Source organism: Mycolicibacterium celeriflavum (assembly GCF_010731795.1).
In the GTDB taxonomy this organism is placed as follows: Bacteria; Actinomycetota; Actinomycetes; order Mycobacteriales; family Mycobacteriaceae; genus Mycobacterium; species Mycobacterium celeriflavum.
Window position 1 is genome coordinate 4,903,981 of record NZ_AP022591.1, and the last position, 14,092, is coordinate 4,918,072.

Consider the following 14,092-nt stretch of genomic DNA (forward strand, 5'->3'; position numbering starts at 1 on the left):
CGGAGGATCCGACAGCGGCCAGTGAGGACAGGGTGTGAGTGAGGCGATCGCGCTCGCCTTCGAGCAGCGTGAGTACACGCTGTCCCAACTCGATGGCCTGACCGGCGGCATGGCCAACACTCTGCAACGCCGCGGTGTGCGGGCCGGGGACCGGGTCGCGCTGATGTCGTCCAATCGTCCCGAGTTCGTCGTCGCGCTGCGCGCCGTCTGGCAACTGGGGGCATCCGTCGTCCTGCTGAGCCCGGCCTGGAAGCGCACCGAGACCGAGCACGCACTTGCGCTGACCCGGCCGGCGCATGCCGTCGGGGACCATGGTGTGCTCGCAGAGCTCATGCCGATGCTTTCGCTGGACGAGCCGATCGCCCCAGCGCGACGGGAGTTCGAGGTGCCGGCGCCGGACGCCGACGCCCTGTTCGTGTTCAGTTCCGGCACCACAGGTATGCCGAAGGCGGTGCGTCACACGCACGCTTCGTTCGGCGTCGCCGTGCGGCACTGGCAAGATGCGCTGCAGCTGTCCTCGTCGGACCGCATGCAGATCATGACCCCGCCGTCGCACATCCTGGGGCTGCTCAACATCGTCATGGCGCTCGAAACGGGCACCTGGATCCGGTTGCATGGGCGCTTCGACATCGAGCTCATGCTGCGACATATCGAGCGCGACGGGATCACGATCGAGATGGCAGTGGCCCCAATCGCTTTGGCGCTCGCCGCCCATCCGGGTCTCGAGTCCTATGACCTGTCGTCGCTGCGGTACATCATGTGGTGCGCGACCCCGGTCACCGAGAGTGTCGCCGAGGCGGTCACCCGCAGAACCGGGGTGATGTGGGCGACGGCATACGGGGCGAGCGAACTTCCGGTCATCTCGTGCAACGACATCGACGGCAGGCATCTGGACACCGTGGGCCGGCCCGTTCCCGGTGTGCGGGTACGGGTGGTGTCGCTGGACAGTGGAGCGGTCCTGGGTGCGGGCGAGGTCGGCGAGATCCAGGTGCGCTCGGACTCGGTGATGGCGGGATACCTGCCGGAGTCGGCGACAGTAGACGCATTCGACGACGGGTGGTATCGCACGGGCGATGTCGGTTTCCTGGACGACGACGGCCGGCTGCGGATCACCGACCGGTCGAAGGAGATGATCAAGGTGCGTGGCTTCCAGGTCGCGCCCGCGGAGATCGAAGCGGTACTGCACGGGCACCCAGCGGTCGACGACTGCGCGGTTTTCGGAGTGCCCGATGCGGTCAACGGTGAGGCGATCGTCGCCGCGGTGAAGACGAACACCGCGGTCGAGGCCGGTGAGCTGGTGGCTTTCGTGGGCGAGCGGTTGGCGTCGTACAAGCGACCGAGTCGGGTGGTCGTCGTACCCGAGATACCGCGGCTGCCATCGGGGAAGGTTCTGCGTCGAGTGTTGAAGGAGCGTCTGTGGACGTCCGTCTGACAAGTGAACAACAGCAATTGCGGGAGGCCGCAGCCAGTTTGGCCGATGACCTCGGCCCGGGCTCGGTCGCCGACCTCGACGACGCGAATCGAGTCGCCAGGCTGGAGAAGGCGGTTGACGCCACGGGTTTCCGCACGCTGCGTTCCGATGGTGCGTCGGGTGTGGAAGTGGCGATCGTGGCCGAGGAGTTCGCCCGCGGACTGGTCGACGTGCCGTTCATCGGGCCGGTGCTCGCCGATGACCTTCGGGCGCGCGGTGGGCGTGACGTCGCGGCCGGCGCGCAGTCCGAGTCCGTCGACCTGACCAACAGCCTTGCCGGAGTCGTGGAATCGCCGTCTGAGCTCGGCGACCTTTCCGGAGATGATGCGCAGCGGTGGCGCGCGCTGGCGCTGACGGCCACCTGCGCGGACCTCGTCGGGTCGGCTCGTGGCGCTCACGCACTCGCGGTCGATTACGCCAAAGTGCGCGAGCAGTACGGCGCGACGATCGGTTCGTACCAGGCCGTCGGACATCTGCTGGCCGAGAGCCTGGCCCTGATCGAGGGTGCAGTCAGCGTGTCCCGGCATGCCGCCTGGGCGGTGGACGAACTACCGGCGGCTGAAGCGATCGAGGCGGCGCGGGTGGCCAAGATCTACTGTGCACGAGCCGCTCTGACCGTGTGCGAGACCTCGATTCAGGTGCACGGCGGCATCGGCAACACGTGGGAGTGCCTGGCGCATGTCTATCTGCGCCGGGTGCTCGCCGCCTCCGAGACGTGGCCTGTGAAGCTGGAGGAGCTGACAATTGGACTTTCGTGATTCGCCGGAGGAAGCCGCGTTCCGCGATCGGCTGCGCGGCTGGCTGACCGAACAGAAGGGCAAGTTCCCGACGTCGGGCGACGAGTATTGGGCCGCCCAGGGCGCCTGGCACCAGGCACTCTACGAGGCCGGGTTCTTCGGCACGTCGTGGCCGAAACAGTATGGCGGCCAGGATCTGCCGCCGGTCTACGACGTGATCGTCGACGAGGAGATCGCCAAGGCCGGCGCGCCGGCGCGGCCCAGCCTGGGCTATCTGGTGGTCGGGTTGTCGCACCACGGCAGCGAGGAACTGCGGCAGCGGTTCCTGCCCGGGATGATCAACGGCACCGAGCGGTGGTGCCAGGGCTTCTCCGAACCCGGTGCGGGATCGGACCTCGCATCGCTCACCACGACCGCGGTGCGCGAGGGGGACGAGTACGTCATCCACGGCCACAAGATCTGGACCAGCTACTCCGACGTCGCCGACTGGTGTCTGCTGCTGGCTCGCACCGACAAGAACGTCCCGAAGCACTTGAAACATAGAGGCATCTCGGCATTCATCGTGCCGATGCATCAACCCGGCATCGAGCAGCGCCCGCTGAAGATGATCAGCGGTGTCACCAAGGAATTCGGCCAGGTTCTGTTCGACGGGGCGCGGGTGCCGGTGGAGAACATGGTCGGCGCGCTGGGCGAGGGCTGGAAGCTCGCGATGACCGTCGTCAGCCATGAGCGGGAGCCCTCGACACTCGGCTTCTCCGCCCGGTACGGAAAGCTGGTGCGCCAGTTGGCCTTACGTGTCGAGGGCTCGACTCCCGAGGAGTTGACCTGGGCGTGGGTGCAGACCGAGATGCTGCGGTTACATGTGCGCAGGAGGCTGTCCGAACAACTCGACGGCATCACGCACGGGCCGCAGGGGTCACTGGACAAACTGTTGATGACGTGGGTCGAGCAGTCCGTCGGACACGCCGCGCTCGCGACCGTCGGCACCGGCGACGCCGAGCTGTTCGGCGCTTACATGTACAGCCGCGCGCAGAGCGTCATGGGCGGCACGTCGCAGATTCAGAAGAACATCATCGCGCAGCGGATTCTTGGACTGGGGAGCTGAAATGTACGGAATGCCAGACGAAATCGACGTCCAGGCCGACGGCGCGCTGCGCATCATCACGCTGAACCGGCCGGATGACCTCAACGCGGTCAACGACAACCTCCACGTCGGGCTCGCCAAGATCTGGGAGGAGCTCAACGAGGACACCGGCGCTCGCGCCGCGGTGATCACCGGTGCGGGGCGGGCGTTCTCCGCGGGCGGCGACTTCAACTACCTCGATGAGCTGCGCAACGACGAAGCCCTGCGGCAGAAGACCATCAAGCACGGTCGCGACCTCGTCATCGGCATGGTGCGCTGCCGAATTCCGGTGGTCGCCGCGGTGAACGGCCCGGCCGTCGGACTGGGCTGCAGCTTGGCGGCGCTGTCCGACGTCGTGTTCATGGCTGAGAACGCTTTCTTCGCCGACCCGCACGTGTCCATCGGCTTGGTCGCGGCCGACGGCGGCCCGCTGGTCTGGGGTTCACAGATCAGCCTGCTGCAGGCCAAGGAGTTCGCTCTGACGGGTGTGCGGATCAAGGCGCAGCGGGCCGTCGAACTCGGGCTGGCCAATCACGTGGTCGAGGATCCGGTCACCGAGGCCATCGCGTGTGCCAAGAAGCTCATCGAGTTGCCGCAGCAGGCCGTCGAGGCCACCAAGCGGCTGATGAACATTCAGCTCGAGAAGTCCGTGATGGCCTCGCTCGATTACGCCAACCTCGCCGAGTACGTCTCCTTCGGTACCCCGGATTTCAACAAGATCGTGGACGGCTTGATCGCCAAGGGGAAGTAGCCCGGCACCAAGCACCGCGAGCGGCGTGTCTGCTCCGCGACACGCCGCTCGCAGGCAGCAGTGAACGCACGCTCGAACTCCGGCGACCGTGCGTTTCCGTCGGTCCGGAGCAGCATTCTTCGCACGCTCACCGGCTGTGAGCGTGCGTGAACGGCTCGAATTTCCCGGCGTGTCGTGTGCAAACATGCACGCTCGCGGAACCTAGAAGGTGAGGGCTTCGGAACGCTGGATGGTGCCGGTGAAACCGCTGGCGTCCTGCTGGGCCAATCGCACCGCGGCGTTCGCCATCGCCTCCGGCGGTTCGACCATCTCCGGCGGGATATCCATGCCTGCGCCGCCGGCCTGCCAACCCTCGGTGAGCACGACGCGCGACGGACTCAGGCAGTTCACGGCGATGTTGTCGTCCTTGAGATCGGACGCCAGGCCGAGATACAACCGCTCGACGGCCGCCTTCGACACCCAGTAGGCGTTGGCGCCGTGGTCGACCATCTCGACGCCGGTCGTGGTGATCGCGATCAACGAGCCGCCGCCGCGGGCGCGCACATGCGGGATCACGGCCTTGGTCACGAGGAACACGCCGGTCAGGTTGACGTTGAGGCAGAGCTGCCAGCGCTTGAGGGGCGTCGACTCGATCGGTCCCAGCCACAGCACTCCGGCGTTGGCGATCAGTACGTCGATGCCGCCGAACTCCGAAACCGTTGCAGCGACCGCAGTTTCGACGGATTCCTCGCTGGTGACGTCACACGGCACTGCCAATGCGCGCCCACCCGCCGCCGCGATGCGTTCGGCGACGGCGTAAATCGTCCCCGGCACCTTGCCCTCGCGCTCGGAGCGCGCCGCGACGGCGACCGCCGCGCCTTCGCGGGCCAAAGCCTCGGCGACCGTCGCGCCGATACCACGGCTGGCACCGGCGACGAACGCCACCTTGCCCGCGAGCGCGCCCGTCATTTCGGTGGGAACCGCAGCGCCCCGTCCAGGCGGATGATCTCGCCGTTCAGATAGTCGTTTTCGACGATGCTCTGCGCCAGCTGCGCATACTCCGTCGACCGGCCCATCCGCTTGGGGAACGGCACCTGCGGGCCCCAGTACTGCTCGAGCTGGTCGGCCGCCTTGCCGTAGGCCGGGGTGTTGATGGTGCCCGGCGCGATGGTGACCACGCGGATGCCGAGCGGCGAGAGGTCGCGCGCGGCGACGAGCGTCATACCGAGCACGCCACCCTTGGCGGCCGAATAGGGCAGCTGGCCGATCTGGCCCTCCATGCCGGCGATCGAAGCGGTGTTGATGATCACGCCGCGGGCGCCCTCGTCGAGCGGCTCGGTCTTCGCGATCTCGGCTGCCGACAGCCTCATCACGTTGAACACGGCAGTCAGGTAAAACTCGATGGTCGTCTTGAAGCCGTCGAGGTCCAGCGGTGAGCCGTCCTTGCCGATGAGCCGGCCCCCGCTCGCCGGGCCGCCGTGGGTGTCCACCGAAATCCGCAGGGGCGCCAGCGAGGCGGCCTCGGCGATCGCCGCGTTGACCGAGTCCTCGGACGTCGCGTCGGTGCGGACATAGCGCACGCCGAGTTCGCTCTCGAGCTTCTTGCCCTTGTCGTCGGCCATGTCGGCGACGACGACCTTGGCCCCCGCACCGTGCAGGCGCCGGACCGTCGCCTCGCCGAGGCCACCGGCGCCGCCCACCACGATCGCCGAGCTACCTGCGATTTGCATATGGTTCCCCTTCTTGCAACTGGCACTCTCAGCCTGAGAGAATAGCATTCTCATACCGGTCGAGACGGAGACACCCATGCCTGAAGCCGTGATCGTTTCTGCGCTTCGCACCCCCATCGGCACCGCGATGAAGGGCTCGCTGCGCGACACCGACGCCTACCAGTTGGCCGAACATGTCGTCGGAGCGGCGGTCGGCGACCTGGCCTCGCGTCCGGTCGACGACGTGGTTCTCGGCGAGGGCCTCTACGGCGGCGGCGTAGTCGCCCGTCACGCGGCGCTGACCGCGGGCCTGACTTCGGTGCCCGGCCTCGCCGTGAATCGGCACTGCGCCGCGGGGCAGGCAGCTGTGCAGGGCGCGGCGGCGAGCATCCGCGCGGGCATGGACCAGTTGATTCTCGCGGGCGGTGTGAACTCCGCGTCGACGTCGCCGCGGTTCAAGCGCCGCGCCAGCAGCGACAAGGATGCCGAGCTGGTCGACTGGTTCCCGCCAACGCATCCCGACCGGCCCGACGCCCCGAATATGGACATGTCGATCACCGTCGGCTGGAACGCCGCGGTCAAAGCCGGCATCTCGCGCGAAGAGATGGACGAGTGGACGCTCGGGTCGCACCGCAAGGCAATCCAGGCCATCGACGAAGGCCGTTTCAAGCACGAGATCGTGCCGATCGACACCCCGCACGGGCTGTTCGAGGTCGACGAGCATCCGCGCCGGGACACGACGATCGAGAAGTTGGCGTCGCTGAGGCCGCTGCATCCCGAGATCGAGGGATTCTCGATCACCGCCGGAAACGCATGCGGCGCCAACGACGGTGCGGCGATCCTCGGCATCGCCAGTGACCGCCTCGGGTTGCCCGCGCTGGCGACCATCCGGTCCTGGGCGTCGGTGGGCGTGGACCCTGCATCGACCGGTCTGGCTCCCGTCGAGGCGATTCCGAAGGCGCTCAATCGGGCACGGCTCTCACTGGCCGACGTCGACCTGTTCGAGATCAACGAAGCGTTCGCCTCGATGTGCGTGGCGACGATCAAGCTTCTCGACATCGACCCTGGCCGCGTCAACGTGAGTGGTAGTGGATGCTCACTGGGCCATCCGGTAGCCGCCACCGGCGCGCGGATGCTCGTCACGCTCGTGCACGAACTGCGAAGGCGCGGAGGCGGTATCGGCGTGGCCGCGATGTGTGCGGGCGGCGGTATGGGATCGGCCACGGTCATCGAGGTAGCCGCTCCGTAGACTGCTGAAGCGATGACCATCGACGAACTACTCGACGCGGCGCGCAACGGGTCGGCCCGGGCAACCGGCCGGCTGCTCAGCCTCGTCGAAAGTCCGCGGCGCAGCGAGGTTCTCGATGCGCTAGGGCAGGTCCGCGCGCCTCGTGTCGTCGGTGTGACGGGACCACCGGGAGCGGGGAAGTCAACGACCGTCGGAGCCCTGGTCGGCGCATATCGTGAGCGCGGCGAGCGGGTCGCGGTGCTGGCGGTCGACCCGTCGTCGCCCTACAGCGGCGGGGCGTTGCTCGGTGACCGGATCCGGATGGCTGCCCATATCAACGATCCCGATGTGCTGATCCGCTCTGTGGCGGCGCGTGGACATCTCGGTGGGCTCGCCGCGGCGGTTCCCGCGGCGATCCGGGTGCTCGCGGCGCTGTCCTACGGGCTGGTCGTGCTGGAGACCGTCGGCGTCGGGCAGTCCGAGATCGAAATCGCTGCGGTCGCCGACCCGACCATCGTCATCCTCAATCCCGGCGCAGGCGACGCTGTGCAGGCCGCCAAAGCGGGTCTGCTGGAGGTCGCCGACATCGTCGTGGTCAACAAGGCCGACCGCGACGGGGCCGACCAGACGGTGCGCGACCTGCGCGCGGAGACCGCGGCGCCGATCCTGAAACTCATTGCCGCCCAAGGCGAGGGGATCGCCGAGTTGGTGGAGGCCATCGAGGCCCATGTCCGTAGCGACAGCCCGCAGCGCCGCGCCGCGCGGGCCCGGTCGCAGATCCTGTCGCTGGCGCAGACCCTGCTGCGCACTCACCCAGAGCTGGACCGGCTGGCGGCCGCGGTCGCCGACGGCAGCGACGATGCCTACAGCGCGGCCGAGCGGTTGTTCTCCGTCCCGGTCGACTCGTGAGCCGGAAGATCGAGCATCCGGCGTGACATCCGGACCAGTTGGGCGCGAAGGGTTTCGGCATCGATATCGGCAAGCAGTGGATGCATGACGGCCACGCTGATCGCGCTGGACAGCATCGCGGCGTGCAGACGCGCGTCGACGCCGGCCTCGGTGCCCAGCAGCGCGGCGTAGAGACGTTCGATGAACCGTTGAAACGGCTCGTGTTCGGCCTGTAGTCGGATGATCACGGGGTCGAACTGCAGGACGCTGACGATGCCGCGCCGCTCGACGGCCTGGTCGATCATCCGGTCGAGCAGAATCTCTCGCGACCGCACGCCGTTGCCTTCGGCCTCAGCGGCCTCCAGCGCATCCTCGAGTAAGCCCATCTCCCGTTCGGTGATGGCGATGACGATCTCTTCCTTCGTCTTGAACTGCCGATAGACGGCCGCCTTCGTCACGCCCATGGCGTCGGCGATCATTTGCAGCGACGTTCCACTGACCCCGTGTTGGGCGATCAGTCTCAACGCCGCATCCAGCACGCGGGTTTGAGCGGCAGTACGCGTGATCGCGCCGAACCGGGGGACTTCTCGCGTAGAGGTCACAGCCACGAGGGTAGCCGAGGATTGACCATCTAGTTGCCGATCGGCTACCGTCCAAGTAGCCGATCGGCAACCAATGTTATGCGAAGAGGGTTCGACGATGAGACGAACTGACGGCGAGTTGATCATGTTGTGGGCCATGCCCGTGATCGGGATCATCTGGGTGTCGGCGTTTTTCCTGTTTCCCGGCTTCACGCACCCCATGTCGCCGACCATGTCTGCGGAGGAGGTCGCCGCGTTCTATCGCGACGAGACAGCCCGTATCCGCTACAGCATGATCCTGTTCAACTGGTTCGGCGTTGGATTGATCCCGACCGTCATCCTGCTGGCAATGCAGGTACGCCGGATGGCTCACCGCACGCCGATCCTGTCCTATTGCCTGATCGCCTGCGCGGGCGGACCGCCGACGCTCTTTCTCATCGCCAACATGTTCTGGCTCCTCGGCTCCTTCCGGCCAGAACGTTCACCAGAACTCACCCTGTTGCTCAATGACCTCGCGTGGGTCACCTTCACGGTGCTGGTTCCTTACCTCATCGCCCAATGCCTGGTGCTGGCGCTGGCGATTTACTGGGATCGCCAGGACCAACCGGTGTTCCGACCGTGGGTGGCGCACTTCAATCTGCTCATCGCGGTCGCTCTGGCGCCGGCGGCATTCGGCGCGGTGACGTTCACCGGACCGATCGCATGGGACGGTCTGTTGTCGTTCTGGGTGAAGAACATCGCGATTGCGGTGTGGATCGTCGTGATGGGAATTGTTCTCGGCCAGACGATCCGGCGGGAGCGGGCCAAAACCGCCGTCGCCGCATGAGTACTTCGACAGCGGAAGCGCTGACCGTGCCGGAGCCCCCTACCGATTCACGGCTGGGACGACTCGTCTGGAACTGTCGACACCATCCCAAGCGCGAGTTGTGGTTCGCGTGGTGGGTGATGGTCGTGTTCTACCAACTGTACGGTGTGCTGTTCTTCCTCGTCACCCGCGTGCAGCCGCCACCGAGCCCGGACTGGGATACGGCGTTGGTCGTCCAATGGTTCGACGACCGCCACTACGGCATCCTCACCGGGTTCGGCATCGTGTTCTTGATTTCCGGAATGTGCGCACCGATGAACGCCCTTCTCGCATACTCGATGCGACGTATGTCGGTGAGCCGGATCTACGGGTACTCGTACCTCATCATGTATTCGCTCAGCGCACTTCCCGGCATGCTGGTGATGGCCATCGCGATGACCGTCGCAGCCCTACGGCCGGACCGCGATCCCGAACTGATTCACTGGCTCTACGATTTCGCGTTCCTGTCGTTCAGCGGAACCATGGGGGTGTTCCTGGTCGGTTCCGTGGTGTGGCTGGTTGCGATCTTGCTCGACAAGAACGGCGTCTTCCCGAAGTGGTTCGCATATCTCGGGCTGTGTAACGCACTGACCGAAGTCGTCGTGGCACCGGCATGGATCTTCCAACGCGGGGCGTTCGCATGGAACGGTGCGATCGCGTGGTGGATCAACATGGTCGTGTTCGTCACCTACACCGCCGCGTTCATCATGTTGCTGCGCAAGATGATCGAACGAGAAGATTTCGGCGCCGGCCCGCTACCCGATCTTCCGGGCAAAGACGTAGCCAACGATGCCGTGGAGGCGGTTCGATGACCGATCTCGCCGGGGCCAAGCCGCAACAGCTCGAGGAGACGCCGAAACGGTCCGTGCCCGGCCAGCCGGACATGTGGTTGTTCGTGCTGTTCGAAGCGCTTCTTTTCACCGGGTACTTCTCGGTCTACCTGGCCTTGCGCACTCAGAACGAAGACCTCTTCCTGCAGTCGCAGGCCGATCTGGATCTCCGGATCGGGGTCATCAATACCATTGTCCTGCTGTCGAGTTCCTGGGCCATCGCCCGATGTGTCCGCGCGGCACGCGATGGCGTCTACCGGACGGCGATGACGTACGCGTTTGTCACCGTCGGCTTCGGCGTGGTGTTCGTGATCTCCAAGGTGCTGGAGTGGATCCAGGAGATCCGCATGGGGAACACGTTCACCAGCGACGAATTCTTCCAGCATTACTTCTTCTTGACATCACTGCACTGCATCCATGTGTTGATCGGCTTCATTGTGCTGGGTGTGGTCATCTATCAGTTGTGGAATCCGGCCCGGCGATCCCAGCAGCTCGTCGAAACCGGAGCCACCTATTGGCACACAGTTGATTTCCTGTGGGTCCTTATCTTCGCAATGCTCTACGTCGTGAGGTGACCGGGTGAGCAACATATGAGCAAGATTCTGAACAAGAGACTGCTGATCGTCTGGTCGATCCTCACGTTGTTGACACTGGCGTACGTTTGGATGGATGAGGCGGTCGATCAGAACGGCACGCTCAAGGCCAGCGCCGTGGTCACCGTGAGTGCGATCGCGATCGCGCTCATCAAGGTGCGCATCATTTTCCGGGAATTCATGGAGGTACGCCACGCCCCGGTATGGCTGTGCCGCCTCACTGACTGCTGGGTGATGCTCGTCGCAGCATGCCTGTTCGGCAGCTACTTCATCGGCTCGGCGGTGTCGACTTGAGGCGGGCCGAAGGTCGCGGGCAGGACCGTGGGCGCGCCGACTTCTGCATCAGGTTTCTCGGCGCAATCGGCGACCGCTGTGGAGAAATCGGTATCGGAGCCCGGCGCATCTCAGTACGTTGAGGCTTGGCGCATTCGAAGGAGACAGTGACTGCCCGATGATATTGCAGGATATCGACGAAGTCATCGACCGATATTCCGGTCGCGCTCGTACAGTGCTCGAATATGCCGTCATCACCAAGACACTGGTCGACGCCGCGAAGCGGCCGGGGTTCTCAATCAACAGCTGGGCGCCTCTCGCCGAGTTGATCGACACCGAGGCGTTCGTGCGGGTAGGCAACTTCAAAGAAGTGATGAATTGGCCGGAGTACGCCGAGTTCCTGACCAACTGGGCCGCCGCCTCGGACTGGGACTGCTCGTTCAAACGCATCACCGAGACCGGCAATGTCATCTTTCTCGAGCTCGAGGAGCGCAGCCGGGTCGGCGACTTCAGCAACTCGGTCAACTCGATGACGGTCTACGAGTTCAACGACGCAGGCAAAATCGCTCGCATCGACGTGTATCTACAAATGGCGTTGCCGTCAGCCGAGATGCTGGCGAGTTACAACGGCGTCGAGATCACCGAGTAGCGCCTCAGGTCCGCGCTGACACGGCGAGCCCAGCGCGGTAGCCGAACGCCATTGCGGGGCCGATGGTTCCACCGGCACCGCCGTACGCCTTACCCGTCGCACCGGCCATCGCGTTGCCCGCAGCGAACAGCCCCGGGATCGCCGAACCGTTGACGTGCAGCACCCGGCCGTCGGAGTCGGTGCGAGGACCGCCCTTTGTCCCCATCGCACCGATCGACACCGGGACGGCGTAGTACGGCGGCGTGTCGATGGGGCCGAGCGTCCGAGCGGCCGCAGTGGGCGCCTTGTCGTCGCCCCAGTAGCCGTCGTAGGCGCTCGATCCGCGACCGAAATCGGGGTCGTCGTCGCGCGTGACGTTGTCGTTCCACACCCGCAGCGTGCGAGCCAATCCCTCCGGGTCGATGCCGGTCTTCTCGCCCAGCTCGGTCAGATCCTTCGACGGCGAGAACCACTCCGGCGCAGGGCCGTCCGGATCGATGCCGAGGAAGCCGTACTTCTTCAGGTGCAGCGAGTCGAACACGATCCACGCCGGATCGTTGGCGTAGCCGTGCCTCGGGTCGAGGTAGTGGAACGGCCCCGCCATCGAGTTGTACTCGCCGGCCTCGTTGAGGAACCGCTTGCCCGCCCGGTTGACGATGATGCTGCGCGGCCGCGTGCGTTCCAGTCGCACGCTGCGGCTGCGCGGCTGACCCTCAAACGTGTCGCCGGGTAGTTGAACAATCGGCACCCACCAGGCCTCGCCCATGTTGGCCAGGTCGGCGCCGTGCGCCATCGCCATCCGCAGGCCGTCGCCGGTGTTGTTGGGCGGCGACACCGGCCCGCGCATCGGCCCCCGCAGATAAGCCTCGACCAGCTTACGGTCCCACTCGAACCCGCCGGTACCCAAGACGACGCCGCGGCGGGCACGAACGCTGAAATCATTGCCGTCCTGTGAGATTCGCACCCCGGTGATGCCCAGCGGGTCGGCGAGCAACTCGACGGCTCGCGCGCCGGTGCGAGGCGCGACACCGAGGTCCAACAGACCCTTCAGCAACCCGGCGATCAGGGCGGTGCCCGCGACGCAGTAGTCACCGGATTCGTCGTCCACCGAGGCGTGGATGCGTGCCCGGGTCTCCGCGTCGATGCCGACATTGCTGAAGTCCGCCGGAAACGACGTGATGCGGTCGCGCCACTCGCCGAGCCTGCCCAGGTCGAAAGGCTTGGCGTTGAGCGAGCGCCCGCCCGATGGTCGCCCGCCGGGCAACTCGGGCTTGTAATCCGGAAACCCCTCAGCGACCTCGAATCGCAGATCACTGTGCGCCTCAACGAAATCGAGCATCTCGGGTCCCGTGCGCACGAAAGTCTCGACGAGGTCGTCATCCATGTAACCCAGTGACTGAGCGCGCAGATAGGCCATCGCGTCCTCGACGGTCAGTTCGCCGTCGGCGGCTCGGTCGTGCGCGGGAATCCAGATGATGCCGCCCGACACCGCCGTCGTGCCGCCCACGGTCGCGGCCTTCTCGTAGATCTCCACCGAAGCGCCGTTGGCCGCCGCGCTGAGCGCGGAGGTCAGACCGGCTCCACCGCTGCCGAGGACGACCACATCGACGTCATGGTCCCAATCGGTCATGTGCGCTGCTCCTTCCGGCTCACCGACCCTCTAGCTGAGGATCGCGGCTAATTCGTTGGCCGCCTTGATGACCGCGTCCCTGCCTTCCATCACGACATCCTCGCGGTGAGAGATGAGGTTGATGCAGGTCGGTGGCGCCGGTGGCTGCCGACGCACGGGCACTGCGAGGCCGTAGGTGTTCGGCTCGACCTCGCCGTGCGTGATCACCCAGCCCCGCTCCCGGGTCAGGGGAACCAGATCCCGCTCGCCGGGGCGCGGCGGCATGCTCGCCAACAGCGCTATTCCGGCGGAACCGCGGTCCAGCGGGTAGCGGCTGCCTTCGTGAAACGACAGTTGGTAGAAGACGTTCGTCGGCACGATGACGGCGATCGCGACCTGCTGATCACCTTCGGCGACGAGAAGCGACACCGTGCTTGCGAGTTCGTCGGCGAGCCCCCGCAGGGTGGCCAAGCTCAGCTGCCGCACGTTGTTGTCGAACGACGCCCCGAGCACCGCCAGCGCCGCGGCCGAGCGGTAGCGGCCGTCCTCACCCTTGGCCACCAACCGGAACTGGGAGAGCGTCGACAACAGCCGGTACGCGATGGTTCTGTGTACGCCGATGTCGTCGGCGACCTGCTGGGCGGTGAGCCCGGTGCGCGAGCTGGCAACCAGTTGCAGCGCGGCCAGGCCCCTGGCCAACGTCTGAGACCCGGGCGCACCGTTGGGCGCAGCGCTGATCGGCTCCGTCCCCTGTCGGGGCCGGCCCTGCGAAGCCATGGCGTCCCTTTCCCTTGACATTGAGCAGTCACGAGAGTGATGCTCTAACTATAGTGCACGTGGATGTGCGA

General features: G+C 65.9%; 16 protein-coding genes. 11 read left to right on the forward strand and 5 right to left on the reverse strand.

The window, feature by feature from the left end; translation table 11 throughout:
- The first annotated feature begins 34 nt into the window (after positions 1 to 34).
- From G6N18_RS23600 to G6N18_RS23615, 4 genes are read left to right on the forward strand one after another with little or no spacing between them, the layout of a single operon-like run.
- Positions 35 to 1,432 (forward strand): class I adenylate-forming enzyme family protein, encoded by a 1,398-nt coding sequence (locus G6N18_RS23600; protein WP_083003987.1) that lies wholly within the window; start codon positions 35 to 37, stop codon positions 1,430 to 1,432.
- Positions 1,417 to 2,229: an acyl-CoA dehydrogenase family protein gene (locus tag G6N18_RS23605; RefSeq protein ID WP_067223266.1), complete on the forward strand. Its 813-nt coding sequence runs from the start codon at positions 1,417 to 1,419 to the stop codon at positions 2,227 to 2,229. The genes G6N18_RS23600 and G6N18_RS23605 overlap by 16 nt, the downstream gene beginning before the upstream one ends.
- Positions 2,216 to 3,313 carry an acyl-CoA dehydrogenase family protein gene (locus G6N18_RS23610; RefSeq protein ID WP_083003984.1) on the forward strand — a complete coding sequence of 366 codons (1,098 nt, stop codon included), beginning with the start codon at positions 2,216 to 2,218 and terminating at the stop codon, positions 3,311 to 3,313. Before G6N18_RS23605 ends, G6N18_RS23610 begins: the two co-directional genes overlap by 14 nt.
- A 1-nt stretch (position 3,314) precedes the next feature.
- The gene (locus tag G6N18_RS23615; protein WP_083003980.1) at positions 3,315 to 4,082 is read left to right on the forward strand and encodes an enoyl-CoA hydratase/isomerase family protein; all 768 of its coding nucleotides are present in this window, start codon (positions 3,315 to 3,317) and stop codon (positions 4,080 to 4,082) included.
- Positions 4,083 to 4,283: 201 nt separating this feature from the next.
- On the opposite strand, the gene G6N18_RS23620 is transcribed toward G6N18_RS23615, so the two are convergent.
- Together G6N18_RS23620 and G6N18_RS23625 are read right to left on the reverse strand one after the other, a co-directional pair.
- The gene (locus G6N18_RS23620; RefSeq protein ID WP_083003976.1) at positions 4,284 to 5,030 is read right to left on the reverse strand and encodes an SDR family NAD(P)-dependent oxidoreductase; all 747 of its coding nucleotides are present in this window, start codon (positions 5,028 to 5,030) and stop codon (positions 4,284 to 4,286) included.
- Positions 5,027 to 5,791 carry an SDR family NAD(P)-dependent oxidoreductase gene (locus G6N18_RS23625; RefSeq protein WP_083003973.1) on the reverse strand — a complete coding sequence of 255 codons (765 nt, stop codon included), beginning with the start codon at positions 5,789 to 5,791 and terminating at the stop codon, positions 5,027 to 5,029. Before G6N18_RS23625 ends, G6N18_RS23620 begins: the two co-directional genes overlap by 4 nt.
- 76 nt (positions 5,792 to 5,867) lie before the next feature.
- Here G6N18_RS23625 and G6N18_RS23630 point away from each other — a divergent pair, with 76 nt between their 5' ends.
- Together G6N18_RS23630 and G6N18_RS23635 are read left to right on the forward strand one after the other, a co-directional pair.
- Positions 5,868 to 7,019: a thiolase family protein gene (locus tag G6N18_RS23630; protein ID WP_083003970.1), complete on the forward strand. Its 1,152-nt coding sequence runs from the start codon at positions 5,868 to 5,870 to the stop codon at positions 7,017 to 7,019.
- A 12-nt stretch (positions 7,020 to 7,031) separates the two neighbouring features.
- Positions 7,032 to 7,907, forward strand: coding sequence for an ArgK/MeaB family GTPase (locus G6N18_RS23635; protein WP_083003966.1), 876 nt, complete (start codon positions 7,032 to 7,034; stop codon positions 7,905 to 7,907).
- Here G6N18_RS23635 and G6N18_RS23640 read toward each other — a convergent pair.
- The gene (locus G6N18_RS23640) at positions 7,862 to 8,494 is read right to left on the reverse strand and encodes a TetR/AcrR family transcriptional regulator (protein ID WP_407663537.1); all 633 of its coding nucleotides are present in this window, start codon (positions 8,492 to 8,494) and stop codon (positions 7,862 to 7,864) included. The genes G6N18_RS23635 and G6N18_RS23640 overlap by 46 nt on opposite strands.
- Before the next feature lie 91 nt (positions 8,495 to 8,585).
- On the opposite strand from G6N18_RS23640, the gene G6N18_RS23645 reads away from it, so the two are divergent.
- From G6N18_RS23645 to G6N18_RS23665, 5 genes are all read left to right on the forward strand, one after another.
- Positions 8,586 to 9,293 (forward strand): hypothetical protein, encoded by a 708-nt coding sequence (locus G6N18_RS23645; protein ID WP_083003962.1) that lies wholly within the window; start codon positions 8,586 to 8,588, stop codon positions 9,291 to 9,293.
- The gene (locus G6N18_RS23650; RefSeq protein WP_083003958.1) at positions 9,290 to 10,123 is read left to right on the forward strand and encodes a hypothetical protein; all 834 of its coding nucleotides are present in this window, start codon (positions 9,290 to 9,292) and stop codon (positions 10,121 to 10,123) included. The genes G6N18_RS23645 and G6N18_RS23650 overlap by 4 nt, the downstream gene beginning before the upstream one ends.
- Positions 10,120 to 10,716, forward strand: a complete 597-nt coding sequence (locus G6N18_RS23655; protein ID WP_067223247.1) for a cytochrome c oxidase subunit 3 — start codon at positions 10,120 to 10,122, stop codon at positions 10,714 to 10,716. Before G6N18_RS23650 ends, G6N18_RS23655 begins: the two co-directional genes overlap by 4 nt.
- 15 nt (positions 10,717 to 10,731) lie before the next feature.
- Positions 10,732 to 11,028 (forward strand): cytochrome C oxidase subunit IV family protein, encoded by a 297-nt coding sequence (locus G6N18_RS23660; RefSeq protein ID WP_083003955.1) that lies wholly within the window; start codon positions 10,732 to 10,734, stop codon positions 11,026 to 11,028.
- 157 nt (positions 11,029 to 11,185) lie between these two features.
- Positions 11,186 to 11,656 carry a hypothetical protein gene (locus tag G6N18_RS23665; RefSeq protein WP_083003951.1) on the forward strand — a complete coding sequence of 157 codons (471 nt, stop codon included), beginning with the start codon at positions 11,186 to 11,188 and terminating at the stop codon, positions 11,654 to 11,656.
- Positions 11,657 to 11,660: 4 nt separating this feature from the next.
- Here the strand turns inward: G6N18_RS23665 and G6N18_RS23670 are convergent, their stop codons facing one another.
- Together G6N18_RS23670 and G6N18_RS23675 are read right to left on the reverse strand one after the other, a co-directional pair.
- Complete coding sequence (locus tag G6N18_RS23670) at positions 11,661 to 13,265, reverse strand: FAD-dependent oxidoreductase (RefSeq protein WP_083003947.1); 1,605 nt, start codon at positions 13,263 to 13,265, stop codon at positions 11,661 to 11,663.
- Positions 13,266 to 13,295: 30 nt separating this feature from the next.
- The gene (locus G6N18_RS23675; RefSeq protein ID WP_083003943.1) at positions 13,296 to 14,021 is read right to left on the reverse strand and encodes an IclR family transcriptional regulator; all 726 of its coding nucleotides are present in this window, start codon (positions 14,019 to 14,021) and stop codon (positions 13,296 to 13,298) included.
- Positions 14,022 to 14,092: the final 71 nt, after the last annotated feature.